At 63.2% G+C, this 22,664-nt stretch carries 18 protein-coding genes; 7 read left to right on the top strand and 11 right to left on the bottom strand.

Annotated features, from left to right (window positions below):
- Window positions 1–51 precede the first annotated feature (51 nt).
- From AC1RRJ_RS12080 to AC1RRJ_RS12065, 4 genes are read right to left on the bottom strand one after another with little or no spacing between them, the layout of a single operon-like run.
- On the bottom strand, window positions 52–1,494 hold the full coding sequence (locus AC1RRJ_RS12080) for a CYTH and CHAD domain-containing protein (protein ID WP_493122944.1): 1,443 nt from the start codon (window positions 1,492–1,494) through the stop codon (window positions 52–54).
- Window positions 1,473–1,787, bottom strand: coding sequence for a hypothetical protein (locus AC1RRJ_RS12075; protein WP_493122942.1), 315 nt, complete (start codon window positions 1,785–1,787; stop codon window positions 1,473–1,475). The genes AC1RRJ_RS12080 and AC1RRJ_RS12075 overlap by 22 nt, the downstream gene beginning before the upstream one ends.
- On the bottom strand, window positions 1,784–3,061 hold the full coding sequence (locus tag AC1RRJ_RS12070; RefSeq protein ID WP_493122940.1) for a metallophosphoesterase family protein: 1,278 nt from the start codon (window positions 3,059–3,061) through the stop codon (window positions 1,784–1,786). The genes AC1RRJ_RS12075 and AC1RRJ_RS12070 overlap by 4 nt, the downstream gene beginning before the upstream one ends.
- Window positions 3,062–3,096: 35 nt before the next feature.
- Window positions 3,097–5,364, bottom strand: coding sequence for a TonB-dependent receptor (locus tag AC1RRJ_RS12065; protein WP_493122938.1), 2,268 nt, complete (start codon window positions 5,362–5,364; stop codon window positions 3,097–3,099).
- Window positions 5,365–5,526: 162 nt separating this feature from the next.
- On the opposite strand from AC1RRJ_RS12065, the gene AC1RRJ_RS12060 reads away from it, so the two are divergent.
- Window positions 5,527–6,156 (top strand): TetR/AcrR family transcriptional regulator, encoded by a 630-nt coding sequence (locus tag AC1RRJ_RS12060; RefSeq protein ID WP_493122936.1) that lies wholly within the window; start codon window positions 5,527–5,529, stop codon window positions 6,154–6,156.
- Window positions 6,157–6,376: 220 nt separating this feature from the next.
- On the opposite strand, the gene AC1RRJ_RS12055 is transcribed toward AC1RRJ_RS12060, so the two are convergent.
- Complete coding sequence (locus AC1RRJ_RS12055) at window positions 6,377–10,654, bottom strand: autotransporter outer membrane beta-barrel domain-containing protein (RefSeq protein WP_493122934.1); 4,278 nt, start codon at window positions 10,652–10,654, stop codon at window positions 6,377–6,379.
- A gap of 1,076 nt (window positions 10,655–11,730) precedes the next feature.
- Between AC1RRJ_RS12055 and AC1RRJ_RS12050 the strand changes: the two genes are divergently transcribed.
- The gene (locus tag AC1RRJ_RS12050) at window positions 11,731–12,510 is read left to right on the top strand and encodes a sulfite exporter TauE/SafE family protein (RefSeq protein ID WP_493122932.1); all 780 of its coding nucleotides are present in this window, start codon (window positions 11,731–11,733) and stop codon (window positions 12,508–12,510) included.
- A gap of 160 nt (window positions 12,511–12,670) precedes the next feature.
- Here AC1RRJ_RS12050 and AC1RRJ_RS12045 read toward each other — a convergent pair whose 3' ends face one another.
- Window positions 12,671–12,964 carry a hypothetical protein gene (locus tag AC1RRJ_RS12045; RefSeq protein ID WP_493122930.1) on the bottom strand — a complete coding sequence of 98 codons (294 nt, stop codon included), beginning with the start codon at window positions 12,962–12,964 and terminating at the stop codon, window positions 12,671–12,673.
- A gap of 251 nt (window positions 12,965–13,215) precedes the next feature.
- On the opposite strand from AC1RRJ_RS12045, the gene AC1RRJ_RS12040 reads away from it, so the two are divergent.
- From AC1RRJ_RS12040 to AC1RRJ_RS12020, 5 genes are read left to right on the top strand one after another with little or no spacing between them, the layout of a single operon-like run.
- Complete coding sequence (locus tag AC1RRJ_RS12040; protein ID WP_493122928.1) at window positions 13,216–13,944, top strand: AcvB/VirJ family lysyl-phosphatidylglycerol hydrolase; 729 nt, start codon at window positions 13,216–13,218, stop codon at window positions 13,942–13,944.
- A 1-nt stretch (window position 13,945) separates the two neighbouring features.
- Window positions 13,946–14,341 (top strand): DUF2147 domain-containing protein, encoded by a 396-nt coding sequence (locus AC1RRJ_RS12035; protein WP_493122926.1) that lies wholly within the window; start codon window positions 13,946–13,948, stop codon window positions 14,339–14,341.
- Window positions 14,338–16,983, top strand: a complete 2,646-nt coding sequence (gene mprF, locus AC1RRJ_RS12030; protein ID WP_493122924.1) for a bifunctional lysylphosphatidylglycerol flippase/synthetase MprF — start codon at window positions 14,338–14,340, stop codon at window positions 16,981–16,983. Before AC1RRJ_RS12035 ends, mprF begins: the two co-directional genes overlap by 4 nt.
- A gap of 41 nt (window positions 16,984–17,024) precedes the next feature.
- Complete coding sequence (locus AC1RRJ_RS12025; RefSeq protein WP_493122922.1) at window positions 17,025–17,711, top strand: winged helix-turn-helix domain-containing protein; 687 nt, start codon at window positions 17,025–17,027, stop codon at window positions 17,709–17,711.
- A gap of 5 nt (window positions 17,712–17,716) precedes the next feature.
- On the top strand, window positions 17,717–19,102 hold the full coding sequence (locus AC1RRJ_RS12020) for a sensor histidine kinase (protein WP_493122920.1): 1,386 nt from the start codon (window positions 17,717–17,719) through the stop codon (window positions 19,100–19,102).
- Here AC1RRJ_RS12020 and AC1RRJ_RS12015 read toward each other — a convergent pair.
- From AC1RRJ_RS12015 to AC1RRJ_RS11995, 5 genes are all read right to left on the bottom strand, one after another.
- Entirely contained in the window at window positions 19,099–19,431 is a 333-nt protein-coding gene (locus AC1RRJ_RS12015) for a hypothetical protein (protein ID WP_493122918.1), read from the bottom strand. The genes AC1RRJ_RS12020 and AC1RRJ_RS12015 overlap by 4 nt on opposite strands.
- Window positions 19,432–19,578: 147 nt before the next feature.
- Window positions 19,579–20,298 carry an anti-sigma factor family protein gene (locus AC1RRJ_RS12010; RefSeq protein WP_493122916.1) on the bottom strand — a complete coding sequence of 240 codons (720 nt, stop codon included), beginning with the start codon at window positions 20,296–20,298 and terminating at the stop codon, window positions 19,579–19,581.
- Window positions 20,288–20,824 carry a sigma-70 family RNA polymerase sigma factor gene (locus tag AC1RRJ_RS12005; protein ID WP_493122914.1) on the bottom strand — a complete coding sequence of 179 codons (537 nt, stop codon included), beginning with the start codon at window positions 20,822–20,824 and terminating at the stop codon, window positions 20,288–20,290. Before AC1RRJ_RS12005 ends, AC1RRJ_RS12010 begins: the two co-directional genes overlap by 11 nt.
- 43 nt (window positions 20,825–20,867) lie before the next feature.
- Window positions 20,868–22,073 carry a glycosyltransferase family 4 protein gene (locus AC1RRJ_RS12000; protein WP_493122912.1) on the bottom strand — a complete coding sequence of 402 codons (1,206 nt, stop codon included), beginning with the start codon at window positions 22,071–22,073 and terminating at the stop codon, window positions 20,868–20,870.
- 141 nt (window positions 22,074–22,214) lie between these two features.
- The gene (locus AC1RRJ_RS11995; RefSeq protein WP_493122910.1) at window positions 22,215–22,661 is read right to left on the bottom strand and encodes an SRPBCC family protein; all 447 of its coding nucleotides are present in this window, start codon (window positions 22,659–22,661) and stop codon (window positions 22,215–22,217) included.
- Window positions 22,662–22,664: the final 3 nt, after the last annotated feature.

Genomic DNA, 22,664 nt, shown 5'->3' with positions numbered 1-22,664 from the left:
CAGACGATCAAGGCGCCGGGTTCCGCAGGGAGCCCGGCGCTTTGGCGCCTGCTAACGCCAATACCGCTTGTTCGCAAACAGCCGTTCGCAAGCCTCTTCCGCTGCTTTCAGGTGGCGTTTCCTCCGCCCCTTCACCAGCAGCTTGGGCGCATCGGGATCGTTCGAGATTCCCAGTTTTTCCAGCAGATTGGGCGCGGTAGCGAGATCGTTGAGCGCACCGAGCTCATCCTGAAGCGCTTCGAGCGCCGCGACAAATCGCTGGCGACGCTCAGTCCGACGCTTGCCTTCGAACAGGCTCGCAAAAAACTCGGTCGCATAACGCAGAGTCTTGGCAGCCTTGCGAACCGCGTGCCGCGTCTTGTCGTCGAGGCGCGCCAGATCACCGCCCTTCCGCTTCACCTTTCGGCGCAGGCGACCCAGCGCTTCAGCGGCGAATTCGCGCGCTGGAAGGCCGGCGTCCGCTTCATCGTCGGGGGCCGTCCGCGCCGCCATCTCCGCAAGATCGAACGCGAGGCGCCGCGCGCGCGGCAGCGCAAGCATTTCGATGGCCCGGTCGTAAGCCGCTTCGCGCGCTGGCACGATATGATCGCGCAGCGGCCCCGGCCCGGCCCGCTCGAGCAGCACATCGAGATTGCGCGCATCGCCCAGCCCGGAGGCAAGCCAGGCGAGTTCCTCCCGCAAATCGCCACCCTTCTCGCTCACCTTCGGATTAAAGACGGCGAAAGCCGACCGCAGACGACGCAGCGCCACACGCGCCTGATGCAGCGCCCCGGGATCGCGACCTGCCAGCAACAGCGCTTCGTTGATCCGAAACTGCCGCAAACACGCCCCGACAATCTGCCGAAACGCCTGCCCCGCCGTCGTATCCTCGGCGAGGGTGACCGGATCGGCCTTGACCATCGTCGGCGCGGGTTCAGCCAAGCCAAAGCCGCGTTCGGCCTTGGTCAGCACGCCCAGGCGCACGGGCGCAACGGCATCGATCTTGCGCGCGAAAGCGAACAGCGCCGCAGGATCGCCCGACTTCAACTCCAGTTCGATTTCGCAGATTGCGGACTCGCGCTCACCCGCGACGACTTCGCCGCGGTCGAGAACCAGTTCGATCACCGTGTCCCCCTCGGTGAGCAGCCAGCTGCGCCGTTCGATCTTCACCTGAAATGCCGGTGCGACAGCCGCAGCGGTGTCTCCCAGCAAAGCCACGATCGGTGTGGTATCGTCGAGGACCGGTGTGTCGTCCTTGACGGGGCGCTCCCACTCCGAACGCGCGAACAGGCCGGCGGCGCTGGCGCCGCCGGCCTTGACCGTCTGAATCCGCTTCCGCCCCGATCGGCGAATACGCAGCGACACCCCCGCCTTCGCCAGATCCCGAGCGGGAGTATCGAAGTAGATCGACGTCTGCTGCGCCCGCTGTGGCTCTCCCGCCCACAAGCCCGAGGCTTCGACCTGATCGGCCGCTTCGCGCGTCAGTTCGAGCTTCAGTTCGATTTCTTCCGCCATGAACGCCTTTTCCATCCGCCGAGCCCATGTCGGTCCCGCACGCGCCGGAAATATAGCATGGCCTTCGTCACTGAACCGATAACATATTCTTTCGCCGCCAGCGGCGTCCCCCTCTCCCCCACCTTCCGCGCGAACACTTCGTGTTCCGCATCGACAATTAAGCGGCGCAGCTGGCATGCGCACGCGCCGGCATTGATATCGCCGCCGTCCAGCGCCCGCCACAGGGAGCAGTCGGATTGAACCGCAGATGCGCCAACGGCCCGCCGTCGGGGACGACGGGCCGCGTTGCTCATTTCACCTTGGCGGTCGCGTCGAAACGGGCGCGGAAATCGGCAAGGTCGATGCTGAAATCATCTTCGCCATGGAAGGCACTGTCGCTCAGCTTCGGCTTCTCCTGCTGCTTGTACCACGCCGCATAGTCCGGCGCGTCGACGCTCATTGTCTTGTAATGGGTCGAGTAGGTCCGCACCTTGATCGTGGGCGTGGCTGCGGTCATGTCGAAGGTCATCAGCCGCATCCAGCCGTCGCCAATCCCCACCGGCCAGTCGGATTTGACGCCAGCGTCCTTGGCGGTCTGACCCCGGTCCTGATAGTCGGCGAGCACCTGATGCACGTCGTGGCCGAAGCGGTTCTTGTCGGTGCGCCGGGCCTGGCCATGTTCATGGCCGCACAACAGCAGAAAAATCTGGTCGTGCTGGCTGATCAGCTTGTCCCACACCATCTGCGGATTATTGTCCTGCGGATCGGCGGCATGGCCATCAATCATCGGGTTGGCTACGCGCTTGCCTTCATTGTCCATATAGTCGTGGGTCGAGATGATCGTCGGCAGGCCGGGATTCCGGCGGATCATCGTCGCCGCCCATTCCAGCGAGGCGTTGGGCGGATCGAACTGCAGCCCGATGTGCAGGAAGCGATAGCCTCCAGCGGTAAAAATCTGCGCGCTGTCGGCACCGCCGTCATGCGAACCGACATACCAGGGCTTGTCCTTGAAAAAGGGGGTCTGATTGCCGAACACGCTACGGAAATTGTTGAGCCCGCCGGGGTGCAACATGCCCAGGGTCGCAAGATTCTTTGGATCAAAGGTCGCCGCGGGCGGGAATTTGGAATCGGTCCACATCGCATCATAGTCATGATTGCCCGGCACGACGGAAAAGGGCACCTTGCCCATCAGCTTCTCGAAGCCCTTGCGCGCGGTCGGCATCTCGACCGTCAGGACCTTGGGTGTCGGCGCGAAATGCTGGTCGAGGACCGGATTGGGCACGGCCTTGAAGCCCCGCTTTTCATGCTCGGGGTCCATCTTGAGCGTCTGGTGCTGCCAAACGTCGCCCAGCGAGGAAACGAACGCGATATCGCCGCCCGCGCTTTCCACATTGTCGGCGACATATTGCATCTGATCGAGGAACATCTCGCTGGCGTCGAAAGCAAATCCCTCGGCGGTCTGATGGGTGTAATCGGTGTAGTTCTGCGTGTCGGGCAGCACGGCGATGGTGAAGCTGCCGTCCTCCGCCAGTGCAGGCACGGTCAGCGCGAGCGCCGCCGCCAAGAGCGCCACGCGACGATTTTTCATCGTTGGAATCATGAGATCTCTCCTTTTCAGCAAGGTCAGAAGTTAAAGCCGAATTCGGCGCGAAGGGTGCGGCGGGTGCCCGCGATGAAGGTGGGAATGCCGAAATAGTCCCCGGTATTGCCGGCATCGACGAGATATTTTTTGTCGGTCAGATTGTCGCCGACCAGCGCGAACGACCAGCGGGCATCGTCGGGTGCGAAGGTCAGACGGGCGCTCAGCTGGCCAAATCCGTTCTGAAATTCATCAACCGCCCGGTCCGAATAGGCAGCCGGCGTGCGCTGCTGCAAATCGAGCCGGTCATTATCCTCGAAGAAGAACATCTTGGATTGCCAGCTATAGAGCGGCGCGAAGCCGATTTTGCCGCCCGACACGGGGATTTCGAAATTGCCGCCGATCGCAAATTTATGGTCGGGGCTGTTGCGGAAGCGATTGCCGTCATAAAGCCCCGCGCGAAAACGGGCGTGGTTATAGCCATAGCTGCCGAAGATCGAGATGCCCGGCGTCACCGCATAGCTCAGCTGCGCCTCGAAACCCGTGGCGTCGGCCTTGCCAGCATTGACCGTGGCAACGATGCCGTCCTTGAGACCTAGCGTCTGGAAGTTCGAATAGTCATAGTGAAACACCGACGCATCGCCGACGAGATGGCCGTCGAGCAGCCGGACTTTCACCCCCGCTTCCATCGACTTGAGCGTCTCGGCCGGGATGATCTGCGACGGCGTGGTCGGATTGAGCTGCATCACTTCGGGGCGCTTGCCGATGCCATAAACGGCATAGAGGCTGACGTCGGGGGTCAGTTTGTAGCGCAGCCCCGCGCGGCCGGTGATATTGCTCGAACTGTTGCTGCCGGTAATCACCGCCTCGCCCGGTGTCGGCTGCAGAAGCAGGCCGCGGCCGGTGAGCTTTGACACGCCGAGCGGAGTCAGCCCTTGTAGCGTCAGTGCCTTCTTGTCCCACGTCGCGCGCGCGCCGGCGAAGAGCTCCAGCCGGTCGCTCAGATGCGCGGTGACGTCGGCGAAGACGTCATAGGTGGTGATTTTTGCGGTCGTCCGCTGCTGATCGAGATGAAAGGCCTTGAGCGCATTTGCCGCAGGCCCGAGGAGCGCGTTGATCTCGGCATTGGTGAGGCCGCGCGGCGCCAGCTTTTGCAATGTTCCCCCCAGTAGCAGCGCCATCGCGCGTTCGTCATAGCCCATGTCCATCGTCATGCCATTGTCGGCGCGAAACACGCTGGCGCCGACAAAGCCATCAAAGATACCAAGCCCCGTGAAGTTGAGCCGCATTTCCTCGGATAATTGCTCGCCGTAATTGCACTGGTGATAAGCGATGAGGTTCGTCGGCGTTCCGTCATTGTCGCCCGACTGACAGGCATCGAACCAGCGATAACCGGTGATCGAGGTCAGGCCGAAAATATCGTCGAGGCGCCAGTCAGCCGTCCCGCTCAGCCCGAGTATCTCGCGATGGAAATAGGGATCGGGAAGCGTCCCGAAGGTATCGAGATGGGTCGGCGTCCAGAAATTGAGGTCGCCGACGACGGCGCCGGTCGCCTGATCGAGCGGCAGGAAGGTGCGCGACTTGAAAGGAACGCCCCCCTTGGTGTCGTCGACGTCATAGGTTCCGATCAGATGGAAGGCGAAGTCGCTGGAGGGCTCCCAGCTCGCAGCGAAACGATAGGCCTGCGCATTGACCGCATTATAGGTGCCCGACCCGTCGCTATCATCGACAAAGCCATCGCGCTTGCGCAGCAAGGCACCGAAGCGGACCCTGAGCATGTCGTTGACCGGCACATTGGCGACGCCCTGGATGTGAACATAGTTGTAGTTGCCCAGCCCGCCCTTGAGCTCGACGCCCAGATCGGCGGCCGGCCGCTTCTGGAAGATCGAAACGCCGCCATTGAGCGCCGACCGGCCGTGCAGCGTCGATTGCGGCCCCTTTTCGACTTCGATCCGGTCGATGTCGAACAATTCGCCATAGGCCGATGCAGTCTGCACCACCGCGACCCCGTCCTGGAACACCGCGACGCGCTGTTCCGCCTGCGGGGAAAACTCGTTGGACGTAATCCCGCGCACCGAAAAGCCGGGCGCAAACTTGTCCTGAAGCTGGATGACGAAACCCGGCGTGATCGCCGAGATTTTCGAAAGCTCGGTGCCACCGATCTGCTCGAGCAATTCGGCGCCATAAGCGCTGATCGACATCGGAACATCGGTGATACGCTGCTCGCGCTTTTGCGCGGTGACCACAATATCACCCGACGGCGCATCGCCCTCGCCCACCGGCGCTTCGCTCGGTGCCGAATCAGCTGCCACAGCGGTGCCAGCAGTGCCGACGGTCAATGCCAAAAGGCTGGAAAACATGAGAATGCGACACGTCACGATGCAAATTCCTCTATGAAATGCTATTTACGGGACGGGCATGTATCGATATTCTGTGACAGATTTGTGTGAGATCGAGCCGGTGAAAAGGATAGAATGATGGATGCACGGGTTGATCCGTTGGCGCGGGCGCGCGGACGTCCGCGCGACGAGGCCAAGGATGCGGCTATCCGTCATGCCGCCTGGACGGTGCTGGCGGGCAAGGGTTATGAAGCGCTGACCTTCGAGGCTGTGGCCGATATGGCGGGCTGCAGCCGCTCGACCCTCTATCGCCGTTTTTCGTCAAAGGCCGAACTGGTCGAGGCGATCCTCAACGAAACCTCACGCGCCTATGAACCGGCGCTCGACCCGGCTGCCTCGCCGCGCGACGGCTTGCTGGCGCATACGCTGGCGTTACGCGAATATATGTCGGATGTTCGCGGGCCGGCCACTTTAAGCATCTCCGCCAGCGCACCCGGCCATCCGGAATTGCAGGCGGCGCTCGAACGCCATGGCAGCGCCGAACGCGAATATTATTACCGCGAGTTCAGACGGCTGAAGCCGGAGGGGGTGACGCCCGAGGCAATGGAATTCATATTCTTCACGCTGGTCGGCAGCGTCATTTTTCATGTTGCGGTGCGGCGCGCAGCACTGACGGATGCGCAAGTGGCCGTGCTGGTCGATCATGCCATTTTGATGCTGTGCGACGAACCCGTTGCAGGCCGCGATAGCCACCAGTCAGCTTAGCTGACCGCTATCCTCCCTACGGGCGGGCGCAAGGCTCAAGGCCCTGCGCCACCCAATGGCGGCTGGATTGCGGCGTTGCCAGTCAAGTCCGTGGATCGATGGAACGAACCTTGATGAGGCGCGGCCCGCACATATTCACCACGGTGAAACGAAAAGGGCTGCCGCGCGTCGCAGCGCGGCAGCCCATTGATTCACGACCGGTCGCCCGATCTCCTGCCGGTCAGAAGCTGTAGGAGAAGCCCAGCTTCAGGCCCTGGTCGCTCCAGCGATCGGCGACATTTCCGACATAGGAGACACCGAGCGAACCGCCAGGCAGGATATTGGCCTGTACGCCAGCTTCCAGACGCAGCGCGTTGCGCGTGGCGGGCATGCCCTCGATGGAGAAAGCTTTGCCCGTCGAGAGACTGCGATGCCCTTCGGCAGCGACGTCACCAAAGCCGCGCAACCAAGCCGCCGAGACGCGCGGTGTGATCACCGTCTGCTCCGAGACCGGCAGCACCGCGCCCAACCGCAAGCCGAGCGTGGTGTAGGTTACATCGCGCGTATGGCTGCCCACGGTCAGTTTGCTCAATGCGCCGCCGCTTTCGACGAAGGCGTCGGTCTTGAGACGGACATGGTTTGCCCCCGCGAACGGCTCGACCATCAACTTGCCGAGCGAGGCCGCATAGCTCATCTCCGCGAACGCCGAGGCGCTCTTGCCATCATATTCGCCGGAGACATCCTCGGAGACACCGGGGAACGCTATGTTGCGCGTGCCCTTCACGTCCTGCCAGCCATAGGAACCGCCGACACGCGCGCGCAGCTTGCCCCAGCCGCCACCGGCATAGGCCGCGATGGCCGACCCGGTGACTGTCGCGCGGCTGCCACGATCATCTACCTGCACCTTGTCCTCGTTGTGGTTGAACGCCACACCGATCCGCCAGTCGCCCAGCATCGTGTCGATGCCGGTGATGAAGCCGAAGCTGCTCTGCGTCGCGCGTGCAGCATTGCCGTCGTCCTTCGCAGTGTTCCAGCTTCCCAGCGCCTGACCCCAGATGCCGGTGCGCCCGCCATCGGTCTCCCGCGCAGCGTTGCGGGCATTCGACAGCGCATGGCTGATCGTGTCCGCCTGTTCCATACGGCCGACCACCATTTCGCCAAGGCGCCGGGTGCCGTCCACCATGAAGGTGCCCGTCGTCTCCCAAAGTTCGCCGGAAAGCGCGTCGAACGCGCGCGCCGCACTGGCGACATCGGCCTGCCCGGCGACCGCCCGATAGAGAGCACCGGTCGGGATGCTCGCATCCAGCGCAAGCGCGACGGCCCGTTGATTCGCGGTGCCGGCGGCGCTGGCGAAGCTGCGGTCGTTGCGTATCAGCGTCAACGTTACATTATTGGCGCCATAGTTCAGGTAGGGAGACAGGAACGGCAGGTCGACGTTGAGGCCAGCGAATGTACCCGTCACCCCGCCGGCGGCGGTCAGGATCACATAATCGCTGGCCCAGCGATACGCACCGGCTGCCGCGAGCACCGAGACGGTGCCGCCCTGGAGTATGGCCTTTCCGCTCGCATTGACCCGGTCGCTGTTACCTGCTGCGTCTACTTCGACCGCAAAGATCGAACCCGCGTTGAACTGCACATCGCCTGCGACATTGAGCGTGCCTATGGAGTTGCCCGGCGCCAGCGTACCGCCACTCTTCACGACCAGTGTGCCGGTTGTGCCGGTGCCGCCCAGCGTGCCGCCGTTGTTCACTGCGATGCTGCCCGGCATCTTGCCATTGACGGCCAGACGGCCGCTGTTGACATCGACCTGTCCGGTAAAGCTGCTTGTCCCGGTGAGGTTCAGCGATCCCGTGCCCCCTTTGGTGAAGTTGCCCGTGCCGGTGATGCCGCCGCCGAAGCTGGTGTTTTCATTCTGCATCACAATCAGTTCGCCGGTGCCCAGCGCAAGCGTACCGCTCGTGCCGCTCAGACCAGCCACTTGCTGGTCAAGGCCACCGAGATCGAACACGCCCCCGTTCAGGACAAGGTCGGAGTCCGTATCGAGTTGCGAGGTCAGACGAACAATGCCGCCCTCGACCACGGTCGAACCGGTATAACCATAATTGCCCGAAAGGAGCAGCGTGCCCGTGCCCCGCTTGACCAGATTGCCGTTGCCCGAAAGGGCACCGGTATAGTCATAGTCGCCGACCTGGTTGAAAATCAGCGTTCCATTGTTCACGGCGTCGGCGAGCAGATTGCCGTTCTTGATCCCGTCACCGACCTGCAATGTGCCAGCAGTCTCGATCAGCACATCGCCGCCCAGCGAACCGGTGAGCAACACCGTTCCGCCCGCGATGGTCGTATCGCCGGCAAAGCCGCTGCTGTCGCCCGAGAAAGTCGTCGTTCCGACGCCCGATTTCACAACCGAACCCGTGCCGCTGAGCACGCCCCGATATGTGGTCGCCGTGGGGCGTGCGAACACCAATGTGGCCTGGTCAGCAACATAAGCGTTGCTGTTGATCGTGCCCAGAAGCACCGCAGTGCCTTGCTCCACATTGAGCTGCGTGCCGCTGATGGCGCCGGTGAAGGTCGCTGTGTTGGCGCCGGCCTTGATCACCGTTCCTTGGCCGGAGATCTGGCCAGCATAGCTGATGTCGTCGGAGCGATCGAAAACAAGGGTGCCAAAGTTGGTGACGTTTGACGTGATCGAACCGCTGGTGCCGCCCGCACCGATCTTGACGGTGGCGCCATTGCTGATGCCAAGGCCGTTCGTGAAGTCGCTGGCGCCGGTCAGCGTCAGAGTGCCGCCTTCGACCATCAGCCCACCTGTACCGGTGATCTGGCCGGCAAAGGTCTGCGACGCATTTTTCACGTGCAGCCCGGCATTGCCGACGATGATGGTGCCGCTACCGCCCAGGTCCTTGATCTGCGCCGAGCTCGCCGCCCGAACGTCGAACGTACCGTTGACGGTCACGTTGCTGGACTGGTTGATGCGGCCCTGTCCGCTCAGCGCCAGCGTCGCTCCGGCCTCGATGCTGGTCGCGCCGGTGAAGCTGTTCATGCCGCTCAGCGTAATGATGCCGCCCGCAACGGTCAGGCTGCCGCCGCCGCTGATAATGCGATTGTGGAGCAGCGCGTCGGAGCGATTGAAGACCAGCGCGCCATTGTTCACGATATCGCTGTTGAGCGAGCCGCTGGTCCCGCCATTGCCGATCTGCAGCACGCCGCCTGCATTGACCGTGGTGCTCGCAGCCCCGGTCGCCCCGGCCATAATGGCCTTGCCGCCATCCACCGTGAAGCTGCCCGAAAACAGGCTGCTGTCGCCGCTGAAAATTGTCGTCCCGGACAGGACGTCCACCGAGCCGATACCCGAAAGGGGCGCGGCCAGAACATAGTCGGTGTCGGTATGATTGAGGACAAGCCGTCCTGCGCCCGCACCGAATTTGATGCCGCTGACGGCATCGATATGGCCGGCGGCAACTGCGGCTTCTCCGGCCGCGGCGCCGATGTTCAGCGTGCCGTTGGAACCGGCGAGGAAGCCGATGGTTACACCCCGCGCGCCGTCCGCTTTCAGCGTGCCGCCGTTGGAGATCGTCGCCTCGCCATCCTTGCTATAGCCGATCATGACATAGGAGGTGCCCTTGACGACGCTGTTGGCACCATCGACCACCAGCGTACCCGAGCTCGCCGCATCGAAACCAAGAATGACCTTGTCGGCGCTCATGGTCCCGCCATTGTTGACGGTCGCATCGCCCGCGCCGCTAAATCCGACGAAAAGATTCGTTGCGGTCGTCAGCTGACTGCTTCCTCCCGACACCGTCAGGGTTCCGGATCCCGACGCCTGCCGGCCGATGCTGATGTCGCCGGTCGCGGAAACCACCGCGCCGTCACTTATCGTCATGTCGCCGGTGCCACCGCTGCCGATGGAAAGACTTCCGGTTACCGCCCAGTTCGTGTCTGCGCCCGCGATGGTGGCCGTTCCGCTCGAGCCGGCATTGACGCCTAAAGCCGAGGAAGTTGTCTGCATCGAAGTTCCTGCGGACATGACAAGTTCGCCTTCACCGCCGGTGCCGATGTGCAGGCTGCCGCCCTCCAGCCGGCTGCCAGGGTCTGAAAGGGTGATCGTTCCCTTTGCGTCAGCCATCACACCGACCGACGTCGTCGCTCCAATGGTCGCCTTGGCGCCGTCGGCAATGTTCAGCGCGCCGTCGCCATAATAACCGATGGTCAGGCCTCCGACCGAAAGCGCCGAGGCCGTTCCGGTAACGAGGATTGCGCCGCTTTCATCGTTGATGCCGGGAAAGCCGCTGTTGGTGCTGTTGCCGACAATGATATTGTTCGCGTTCAACTGGCCACCGTTGCGGATGGTCAGGTCCGCATGGTCCAGAGAGCCCAGGAAAAGTGCATTGGCCTCGCCCACAACGCCGTCGATCACGGGTGCGGGATCGGAGGCTGAAGGTGCCACAATCGCAGCGGGACCGGTAAGCGAAGGGGCGTCGCCGCCAGACCAATTGTCACCGTCGGTCCAATCGTCGCTCACGGCGCCTTGCCAAGTGGGATTGCCCGGAGCGGCGATCGCTTGACCGCCCGACGCAAGCGCGAACAAGGCTACGCCCAGACTCAGCGCCGCCTTCCGATTGACAGAAAATTTGTAGATATTTGCGTCGTTTTTCCGGTTATTCATTCTTCATTTCCCCACTTGATACAAATATTTTAGAAAAGAAATCACTCTCAAAGCCGCGCAGGCGACCTGGTTCAATTCAACAGGACTAGGATTGCGGGTTCCGGATTTCACGGCGGATCACGTCAGGACACAGGCGGCAGAATCAGCCCTCTGGTGCGCCATCAGTTCTTCCAAGCCATCAGCCATCCCTCCGCTCCTCACGCTCCCCAATTTTTGCCTATTCCACATTGGGTTACGTGTTCAGCTCCCGTTGGAGCGAGATGGCGTCGATGTCGAATAAAATCGTTCCTGCGGAACTTTTTTTGAATCTGCGAGTTTTTAGGCCCGCCGTTCATCACCACGGTATCCGCAAGCAATTTCGAGGGCCGTGTGCGGCTCGAGGTCAATCGGCGCGATGTCGATCGCGCACTCCAGAAGCCCGCGCGATATATATACCCTGCCAGTCACCGACCGGATCAAATCCCAAATATCTGTGACCTCCTTCTCCTTTTGGAATTTTTGTCCAGAAAGGGCGACCCGGTTCCAAGTATCGGTATGGCCAGCCCTGCTGGTATTCTGGTGATCTTCATCGGAGAAGCGCCGATAGACAATTTCGATCCCATTCTTGCGAACGTCCTCAGCAGGCCTCAAACTGTGATCGGATCGCCTGGTCGCTGCTGCTGATCTACGAGAGCGTAGCCTTTCCCCACCCTTGCCGCGCAGATTCCGCAATAGCGCGACAAGCCAAAGCCCCCTATGAATATCGGGACAAAGGAACCGTGCCCGTCCAGAGGAAGGCCCGTAACATGCCGCCACCCGTTGGGATCCTGCCTGCACCTCCCCCGTTTCAGTCGTGCTGATCGCCGAAATGGCCTTGCTGACAATCCCGGCTCGCACATGATCAGCACGCGCAAGGTTCGCCGGGGCACGCCGCGCCTTGAGACCACCAGGCCTTGACCGCCGAGCATTTTTCCCCGGCGTTTATTCTGGCCGGTTTCGGCGTCGGAATTCTCGTCGGACTGACCGGCGTCGGCGGCGGATCATTGATGACGCCATTGTTGATTCTCGCCGGCATCCATCCGGTCAAGGCCGTCGGGACGGACCTGTTGTTCGCGGCCCTGACCAAAACCGCAGGCAGCTCTATCCATCACCGGCTGGGAAGTATCGACTGGCAACTCCTGCGTCTCCTGGCGACGGGCAGCATTCCAGCGGCAACGGCCGCCCTGCTCTGGCTGTGGCAATCCGGCGCCGCGGCGGCCTCGCCGCCCTGGCTCCTGACGGCGCTGGGGGTTGTCCTTGCCTTCACGGGCGTGGGACTATTTTTTCAGGCGCGCCTTTCCCGTTGGGCCAAGGCGCGCGCCAGCCTCCCCGACGCCAAGCGGCGACATCTGACAATCCTCGTCGGAGCGGTCATCGGCGTGGCGGTGGCCTGCACCTCGATCGGAGCCGGGTCGCTGGCCGCGCTCGCGCTGATCGCCCTGTATCCGGAGCTTCCCGCGGCGCGCCTGGCTGGCACGGACATCGCGCACGCAGTGCCGCTCGCGCTCCTCTGCGGCGTGGGTCACTGGATCATGGGAAGCGTCGATTTCATACTTCTTGCCAGCTTGATGGCCGGCTCGATTCCGGGCGTGTTGATCGGGAGCGCATGGGCGCCCCGGATATCCAACCACCGGCTGCGGACGATACTCGGGCTGACGCTGTGCGCCGTAGGCGTACAGATGCTCCTTTCATAACGACCTTTGAGGCGGGCTTTGGCCGGATACCACGCCATAATCTGGTCTGCCCACTCATGCAGGCTGAAGTTCGCTACCGGATATGCCGAACCGGCCGGTTCCCCGGGGTCAGGGAACCGGCCGGACAGCAGGCCAGGTCAGACTGGGCGGGTGCCGGGGTTCAGCCCTTGCAAGCCTGCTTGTTCTTATTGCCCGCGAGGCGGCAGTCATAGGTGACCTTCTTGCCGTTGCTGAGCGTCGCCTTGGCGAGATGCGTGCTTTGCCGGGTAGAAGCGACTCGCTTGGGCGCAGCGGCGGTTGCAGCCTTGGGCGCCACGGCCTGCTTCGCCATCGAATGCGCGACAGGCTTGGCGGCAGTGGTTGTCGAGGCCGCCGGCGTCGAAGCGAAGACCGGGGCGGTGATCATCATCGTCGAGGCAAGACCGAGGCCGACAAGGGTACGAAAGCGTGCCATATTCTTCACTCCAGAAATCCGCGCCGATGCGGATAAGATGAACCGGGATGTCCAGGCGGAACCGGCGGCGGGAGGGAGACAGGGGGACAGCCCCGCCTTGGACGTCCTCCTTCTAACCCCTCCGATCCAACCGGGGCATGGCCGCGACATGACAATATCGTAATCATCGCGCCAGCTTCCCGACGGGGATCTACGCCTATCCTGATCCGGTCGAGGCGCGACGATCACGCCGACGGCGAAGGACATGTCGCATGAAGAAATGGCTTTTCACCCTGCTGCTCGTCATCGGCATCGCATCGGCGACCTGTGCGGGCGCAGTCTATCTGCACGCCGGCTATTATAACGGGCCGTTGTTCCACGACATGCCCGCGGCGGATGCCGGGCCAGCCAGGCCCGCGATCGTCATGCTCTCGGGCGACATGGGCAATCGGGTCGGGATGACGCCGAAACTTTCGGCGCGGCTGAACAATCGCGGCTATGCAGTGGTGACGGTCAATTCGCTGACCTATTTCTCGCCGCGCCGGACGCCGCAAGAAGTCGCACAGTTGATCGCGACGGCGATGACCCGGGCGATGCGGCTGGGAAAGACCGATCATGTCATCCTGATCGGTCAATCCTTTGGCGCCGATATGCTGCACGCGGGGCTCGCGCAATTTCCGGTGAACGCCCGCGAGCCCATCCGCTCGGTCGTGCTGATCGTCCCCGGCGAGGACATCATCTTCCGCGCCTCGCCGATCGAGCTCGCCGGATTCGAAATCCCCGACCAACGCGCGCACCCGACCGCATCGCGACTGAACTGGGTCCCCGTCACCTGCATCCACGGCGCCAAGGAAGCGGGAAGCCTGTGCCCCGAACTTCAGATGCCCAATGTCCGCCGCATCACCCTGCCCGGCGGGCACAAGCTGAATTCCGACGCACGCGCCGTCGAAGCAGCGATCCTGCCCGCGATCGAAGTGGCTCAGGCAGCAAGGAGCAAGTAAGATGAGACTGATAGCAATGGCACTGCTGCTGGCGCTGACCAGCGGGGCCAGCGCCGCGACGATCGCGGCGCCAATCGGGCTATGGCAAAATCCCAAGGGAACGATCGTCGTCCGCACACATGGCTGCGGCCAGCTCTTGTGCGGCGATATCGTCTGGGCTGGTCCAAAGGCGATCGCCGACGCACGCGAGGCCGGCGTGGCGTCGCTGGTGGGCACCGAATTGCTCAGCAATTATCACGCGAGTGGTGCGGGGCGCTGGACGGGGCAGGTCTATGTTCCTGACCAGGGACGTCGCTTTTACTCAACGATCGAAGTAATGAACGCAAACAGCTTGCGTATATCGGGCTGCATCCTGGGCGGGCTGATCTGCAAGCATCAGGAGTGGACCCGGCGATGACGGCATTCGGGGGTAGCATGGCGTGGATCCGGCACAACAAGCGGCTCATATCGATCGGCGCCGCGCTGCTTGTTGCAGCGCTTGGCCTGACGGCGCTGTTCCGGCTGCTCCATTCGGTTCGTCCGCACGAAATTCGCCATGCCTTCGACGCGCTGTCGACGGGCCAGATCGGTGCGGCGCTGCTGCTCACCGCCGCAAGCTATTTGATGCTGACGCTGTACGATCGTTTCGCGCTGCAAGTCATCGACCGGACATTGCCGTGGCGGACCTATGCGCTCGCGTCTTTCACCAGCTACACGCTCAGCCATAATCTGGGGCTGGCGCTGCTCACCGGCGGGTCGGCGCGCTACCGCGTCTATCGTGCGGCGGGGCTGAGCGGCGGCGAGATTGGCAGCGTGATCGCGCTGGCGAGCCTCAGCTTTTGGAACGGCGTTATTCTGCTCGCGGGGCTCGCCGCGGTGGCGAGCACGCATATCCTGCCCTTCTTCGATTGGGGGCTGTCGCTTCACTGGCTGCACCTGGCCGGGCTGGTCGTGCTGACCCTGAGCCTGATCCCGTTGCTGCTGCGTCATTTCGGATTGGAGGTTGTCGACATCGGCGGCTGGCGCACCCCGCTGCCCAATGTGAAGCGCAGCGCCGCGATGACGCTAATCGCCGCGCTCGACCTCGCTGCCGCAAGTGCCGCGCTCTACGTCCTGCTCCCCGCCCCCGACCCCGCCGCCTATCCCGCCTTTTTCCTAGGCTATGCGCTCGCGATCATCGCGGCGCTGATCAGCCACGTCCCCGGCGGGCTGGGGGTGTTCGAGGCGGTGGTGATCGCAACCGTCCCCGGCGACAAAGCGCAGCTGCTGGCGGCGCTGCTCGCCTATCGCGCCATCTATTATCTGTTGCCACTGCTGCTCGCGGCGCTGCTGCTCGCCTGGCACGAAAGCAAGGCGTGGCGGCGGCCAGCGCAGGAGGTCGCCCAAGCCAGTCAATCGCTGCTCCGCGAACTGGCGCCGCCGCTGCTCGCCGCGCTGGTCTTCGCGAGCGGGCTGATCCTGCTGCTATCGGGCGCCACCCCGGCCGAACTCAGCCGCATGCACGAACTCAAACATGTCCTGCCGCTGCCCTTTGTCGAGGCGTCGCATCTCGCCGCCAGCCTGTCGGGGACGCTGCTGCTCTTCCTTGCCCCCGGATTGCTGCGCCGCCTCGACGGCGCCTTTGTCGCGACGCGCGCGCTGCTTCTTGCCGCCATCGTCTTTTCGCTCGCCAAGGGTTTCGACTATGAAGAAGCGCTGATCCTGTCGGCGATATGCGCGGCGCTGCAATGGAGCCGGCCGGCCTTTTACCGCAGCACCTCGCTGCTCGACGCGCCGCTATCGACCGGCTGGATCATCGCCGCGATGACCGCGCTGTTCACTTCGGCTTTCGCAGGCTTTTTTGCTTATAAACATGTCGCTTACACCAGCAGCCTGTGGTGGCAGTTCAGCCTGAACGGCGACGCCCCGCGCTTTCTGCGCGCGCTGTTCGGCGTCGCGGTGCTGGTCGCCGGTCTTGCGATTTGGCGGCTGCTCGCGCCATCGTCGCGGGCAGCCGACGACAATCAGGTCACTGTCGACCAGCTCGGACCGGCGCTGGCCGTTGCCGATCATAGTGATGCCTTTCTTGCCTTCACCGGCGACAAAAAGTTCCTGCTCGCCGACGAAGGCGACGCCTTTTTGATGTACCGGGTTCAGGACGCGAACTGGATCGTGATGGGCGACCCCGTCGGGTGCGAGGACCGCTGGGCCGACCTGCTGTGGAAATTGCGCGAACGCGCCGACAACGCGCAGGGTCGCATCCTTCTCTATCAGATCAGCGCCGCCTGCCTTCCCCACGCGATCGACCTCGGCCTGTCGATCGTCAAATATGGCGAGGAGGCGCGGGTCGATCTTGCCGCCTTTTCGCTGGCGGGATCGCAGGCCAAGTCGCTACGTCATTCGGAGCGCCGCGCGGTTCAGGACGGCGCCATATTCGCCATCATCCCCGCGAACGAGGTGTCGCACCATCTGACCGAGTTCAAGGCGGTATCGGACGATTGGCTCGACGCGAAAAAGCAGCGCGAAAAGGCGTTCAGCCTCGGCAGCTTCGACCCCGCCTATCTGACACGCTTCCCATGCGCGGTAGTGCGCGTCGGCGAACGCATCGTCGCCTTCGCCAATATCCTGGCTACCCCCAATCATGAGGAAATGTCGATCGACCTGATGCGCCATGCGCGCGATATTCCTTATGGCGCGATGGATTTTCTGTTCGTCCGCCTGATCGAGCATGCTCAGGCCGAAGGCTATCGCTGGTTCACGCTGGGGATTGCCCCTTTGTCGGGGATCGACGGCCGAAAGCTCGCTCCGGCCTGGGCACGCGGCGCCGCTTTCCTGTTTCGGCATGGCGAGATGCTCTACGGTTTCGAGGGGCTGCGAAGCTATAAGGCGAAGTTCGCGACCCATTGGGAACCACGCTATATTGCCGGGCCGCGCGGCATGGCCTTTGCGCGCAGCATGACCGCGGTGCATCATATCGTCTCGCGGCCTGCGCGGGCAAAAGAGGGGCGCGCGGTCACCGGGCAAGCATGCGCGCCCGAGCCTGCGGCTTCATCCTCGCCATGCCCCAGCAAGCGGGTATAGATGCTTCCTCGGCACACGCCGTCAGGCTGGAAAGTTTCGCTATGTCGCAAAAGATATTGGTGATCGAGGACGACCAGACAACAGCGGATTTCATCTGCAAAAGCCTGATCGAACAGGGCTTCATGGTCGATCATGCCGCCGACGGACGCGACGGCCTGTTCCATGCGACCGACGGCAGTTACGACGCGATCATCCTCGATCGCATGCTGCCCGGAATGGACGGCATGGCAGTGCTGGCCGCGATGCGCGCCGCGCAAATCGCGACCCCGGTCATCATCCTGTCCTCGCTCGGCGCGGTCGATGCGCGGGTCGAGGGGCTGACCTCGGGAGCGAATGATTATCTGGCCAAGCCTTTCGCTTTTTCGGAGCTGCTCGCGCGGCTGAAGTTGCTGATGGCCAAGCCAATGGGTGGAGTAGCCGCCGAAACCACGCTGGCGTGCGACGATCTGGAAATGAACCTGCTCAACCGCCGCGTGACGCGCGCGGGCCAGCGCGTCGACCTCCAGCCGCGCGAGTTCAGGCTGCTCGAATATCTGCTGCGCCACAAGGATCAGGTCGTGACCCGGACGATGATGCTGGAGGGCGTCTGGGAATATCATTTCGACCCCGGCACCAACGTCGTCGACGTTCATGTCAGCCGCCTGCGCCGCAAGGTCGACGACGGCTTCGACAAGCCGCTCGTCCATACCATTCGCGGCGCGGGCTATATGCTCGGCAACCCGGACTAGCGCGCGTGCGGCACTGGATTTTCGGCAGCACGATCGTCCGCCTGACGCTGATGCTCGTGCTCGCGCAGGTTGCCGCGCTGGCGCTGGGTCTGACCGTGGTGCACCGCTTCACCTCGGCGACGATCCTTGCCGACGCCCGCACCGCCGCCGAGGTCGCGCGCGACGATCTGATCGACGATTATCGGCAGCAAGGCCTGCCGGGTCTGATCGAGGCGATCGATTATCGGTTGAAGGTGCGCGACGACCGCAATTTCATCGTCCTGCTGAAGGGGCCGACCGGCCAGCGGATTGCAGGCAACCTGCATATTTGGCCGGCGACGATCGCCGATACCTCTCACTGGCACCAGATATCGCTTTCCCGCGATGGCGCAGCGGTCGCCGAGCCGATGGGCATGGTGACGACCCGTTTGCCCGGCGGCTATGCCTTGCTGACCGGCGAACTTTTGGAAGCGCAGCACCAGTTGGCGGAGGCCAGCCAGGCAGCCTTTCTTTACGCGCTAGCCGTCGGCATCGCGATCGCGGCACTGATGGCCGGACTCGTGGCATGGATATTGGCGCGGCGCATCGATGTTTTCTCGCGCGCGACGAAGGCGTTTGTCGGCGGCAAGCTCGACACAAGGGTCGAACGCGACGAAACCGGCGACGCGTTCGATCGGCTGGCAATCTCGATCAACGCGATGTTCGGCCGCATTGCGGGACTGGTGCGCGAATTACGCATGGTGACCGATTCGATGGCGCATGACCTGCGCTCGCCGGTGTCGCGGATGAAAGCGCGCCTCGAGCAAGCGCTCGGGCGAACGCATGATGCGGAGGCGCAGGCCGCGATCGCTGGTGCGATCGAAGAGGCCGACAGCCTCCACCGCTTGCTCGACACGGCGCTCGAAATCAGCCGCGCCGAAGCGGGGATCGGCCGCGACCAGTTCACGCGCTTTGCCTTGCACCCGATGTTGGAAGACCTGGCCGAGCTATATGGCCCATTGGCCGAAGATCATGGCTTTGCGATTGTCGTCGATGCGCCGTCCGAAATCGACATATTGGCGCACCGCGAATTGCTGGTGCGTGCGCTTTCGAACCTTGTCGACAATGCGCTCAAATATGCCACCGGCGGATCGACGATCCGAATTGGCGCGCACCATTTGGACGGCAACACCATCGACCTGGTCGTGGACGATGACGGGCCGGGCCTGAACGAGGACCAAATGGTCGACGCGGCGCGGCGCTTTGTCCGTCTCGACCCCGCACGCGGCGGGACCGGCGCGGGGCTTGGCCTGTCGCTCGTCGAAACCATTGCGCATCTACATGGCGGCACGATGCGCATCGAACCCAACCCGCCGCATGGGCTGCTGGTCCGGCTGACCCTGCCGATCGCCGTCGACGGGCGCCTCGCCTAGAGATGGACGGCATAGGTGATGACGAAGCACGCGACCGTCATCAACACCATAGCGGCGATGAAGCTGGCGTCCGCAAGTTGTTCGAGCCGGTGCAGCCGCCGCGACGAATTCAGCCGCAAGGCAAAATAGGATGACAACATCGCGGTCAGGAAAAGCAGCGCGTCAATCGACAACAGATCGTCGGCAAATGTGGAGTGCCGCACAACGCTGATCGTGACCTGCAATATCCCGATCCCCGTCAGGCAGACCCCGACCATCGCCGCCGCGATCGGGCAGATCAAGCGGCAGGTGCGCTCGTCGAGTTCGGCGTTGGATACGGGTAGAGCCATGCCATCCTCCATTCGAAAGGCGTCATAGCTGTGGCCGCCCTACCCCGTCATTGGCGACATATTACGCGTCGGTAATGTTGCAGGTGGCGGCTTTGCAGAGGCGGACCCTGACGGCCCCGATTGGTTTCTCTGCCCTGCGATCGCACTTCACGACCATGTCCGAACAAGCGCCTCCGCTGTCGCGTCCATCGCCCGCGGATCGCTTTCGCCGACAAGGGCGTATGACATGTCACCGCGCCGCCAGTAGGCCACCGACTGCGAACCCGCGCGGACCGCGTCCGGGCGCTCGGGCGCGTCTGTCTTTTCGTTCTGCGCAAAAATCGAAAGACGATCGCCTGCAGTCGTCGTGACGGCCATCAGCAAGGCGGGGCCCCGCTCGGTCGGGAAGAGCTGAACATCGGTGATCTTCCAACCCGCCGGAACCGCCGGAACCGCAATATTGGTCGCCGCGCGAATCTCCTTCGCATCGAACCGGGGCACCTCGATCTGTGAATCCAGTCCTGCCCGCATAATTGCGATGCGGTGCGAAGTCAGCGCATCATCGACATAGTCGGGCCGCCCCTGTGCCACGACGAGCATCAACGCCGCCAGCCCCGCCGCGGACAGACCGCCAAGCGGCGCCCACCGGCGCCAGCGCGGCGGCCGGGCGGCGAAATGCCCGGTCATCAGATCGGTCAGTCCGGACGGCAAGGGCCGTGTGTCGCGAGCCATGAGCTGCAAAGCACTTCGAGTGCCCAAATCGCCCATGATGCGCGCCGCCATCTTCGGATGCTGGCGCAGATAATCTTCGACGGCGAACCGCCCCTCGGTATCGAGCTGGCCGTCGATATAGGCATCGAACTCCAGGTCGCTCGGATCATCGGTCATCGCGTCCTCCCACTATGCGCAGTCCCGCTGCTTCGGGCCGCTCATCTTCCTGCCGCCGCAGCGTTGCCCGCGCCCGCGCCAGTCGCGACATAATGGTCCCGACCGGAACATCGAGCAGCTCGGCGCATTGCTGGTAGCTCAAACCTTCGATCGCCGTCAGGTGCAGAACGGCGCGATGATGCTCGGGGAGCGCCGCGAACCGCTGAGCGATTTCGCTCAATCGGGCATGATGTTCCTGTGGCGCGTCCGAATGGGCCACCAGCGTATCTGCGAAATGATTGTCGCGACGCGCCTCGGCCACCTTGCGCCGCGTTCCGGAAATGAAGACATTATGGACGATCGCCAGCAACCAGCGCCGCCTGCTGCGCCCCGGTTGGAAAGTCGACTGCCGCTCGATCGCGCGCACCAGCGCATCCTGGACCACATCGTCGGCATCATGGTCGTCGCGCGCCAGCGCGCGGGCATAGCGCCGCATGGACGCCAGATCGCCCGTCACATCGTCGTCGCCGTTCCATTTGCCGGTCATCGCCGCCCTATGTGGGTTCGGGGCGGAGCTTTCGCCATCATTTTCAGGCGACCTTGGCAAATGGCAAAGCAATATCACGACCCGCCATCCGGCCATAAACGCGCGCCACCTCGCCCAATATCTCGTCCCAGCAATAGCGGTCGGCCGCCGCGCTGGCCGACCGGCCAAGCGCCCGAAGGCGCGCCGGCTGGCCGATCAGCTCTGCTGCGGCTTCGGCATAGGCCTCCGGCTTGTCGGCCGGGATGAGCATACCGGTGCGGCCATGGTCGATGAGCGTGGAAGCGCTCGCAACATCGGCCGAAAGAACCGCGAGCCCCGATGCCATGGCTTCCAGATTGACGTTTCCGAAAGCTTCGGTGACGCTGGGATTGATGAGAAGGTCGGCACTCGCAACCGCCTGCCCCAGTTCGCGGCCCTCCATGAAGCCCAGGAACGTCACATTGGGCAGATTGCGGGCCAGCCAGTCGCGCGCCGGACCGTCGCCGATGACCATCGGGCGTACCGGATGGCCCTGTGACCGCAGCGCGGCAACGGCCTCAGCGAAGACATCCAGACCCTTTTCGAGCACAAGCCGCCCGAAGAACAAGGGCACGACGTCATCGGGCGAATAGCCGAATTGTGCGCGAAGCGCCTGACTGCGCAATGCCGGGTGAAACATCTCCCGATCGACGCCGCGGGACCAGATCGACACTTTTTCGCTGCCGAACTGCGCCGTCATCTCCGCCATGATGGGCGGTGTGGGCACCAATATCCGGTCGCTGTCGCCATAAAAGCGGTCCAGATAGGCTTCAACGGGACGCTTCAGAAACCCAAGCCGATAATAATCGAGATAGGTTTCGAAGCGTGTATGCAGGCTGGCCACCACGGGGATGCCCGCCGCGCGCGCATATTTCTGCGCCTGCCGGCCAAGCAGATCAGGCGCGGACAGGTGGACGATATCGGGCGCAAACGCCGTCAGGTCTTCGCGCGCGGCGCGCGTAAAGCCGAGCGCCAGCCGATATTCGGGCCGTCCGGGGATGCTGGCCGACTTGACCGGAAAAATATCACCCACCGATGCGAAGGCCTTTTTCGGCGCCGTCGGCGAATAGATACGTACGCGTGCACCGACCTTGGTGAGCAAATAGGCGACGAGGCGGTTCAAGGCGCGGTTCGCACCGTCGCGAACGCAGTCATAATTACCCGAAAACAGCGCGATGCGCAGTGGACGGGTGCGGAGCGCCCGGATTGGGACAATGGTTTTCTCGGTCATATGCCGCTTACGCCCGCGGCATGCGTTCTATTCCATTCTCTCTACCGCCTCCGAACTCGTCACATCGCAGGACCGCCGCAACACCCCGCAGGTCAGGAGTTTCAGATCACAGATTCGACCAGAGCCACAGGAGCCTCCGTCTCAGAGACGGTCAGCTTCAGCAATTTTCCCGCGGATGAAATCGAACACCTGATGTTCGATTGCCAGCCATGACGCCCGCCAATCCTCTTCCGCGACATCGACCAGCGTCGCGCTATGCCCGAACTTCAGGCAACAACCCTCACCCGCCGGCGTCACCACGACCATGCCCTCATAGTCGGTCAACGGGAAAGGCCCCGTATCGACGAGACGATAGCGCTGCGAAAAAACACGGCCTACGCGCTGTTCGATCAGTTCCTCGACGAACGCCGAACCGTCAGGCGTGGTCACCCGGCGAAGCGCGCCGGGTCGCACCTCCGGCCCGGCCGGAAAATCCGCGCTGGTGAAGAACCCGCCCTCGGTCAGCCGGGGCATCCCCTCCCAGCTGACGAAAGACCAGACGACTTCGGCCGGAGCATCGAACCGCGCGGCGACTTCGAAACTTGCCACGGC

It is taken from the genome of Sphingopyxis sp. GW821-FHT12C06 (genome assembly GCF_058807415.1).
The sequence above is the reverse complement of the archived record's forward strand: the minus strand, read 5'-3'. Positions and strand labels throughout refer to the sequence as shown.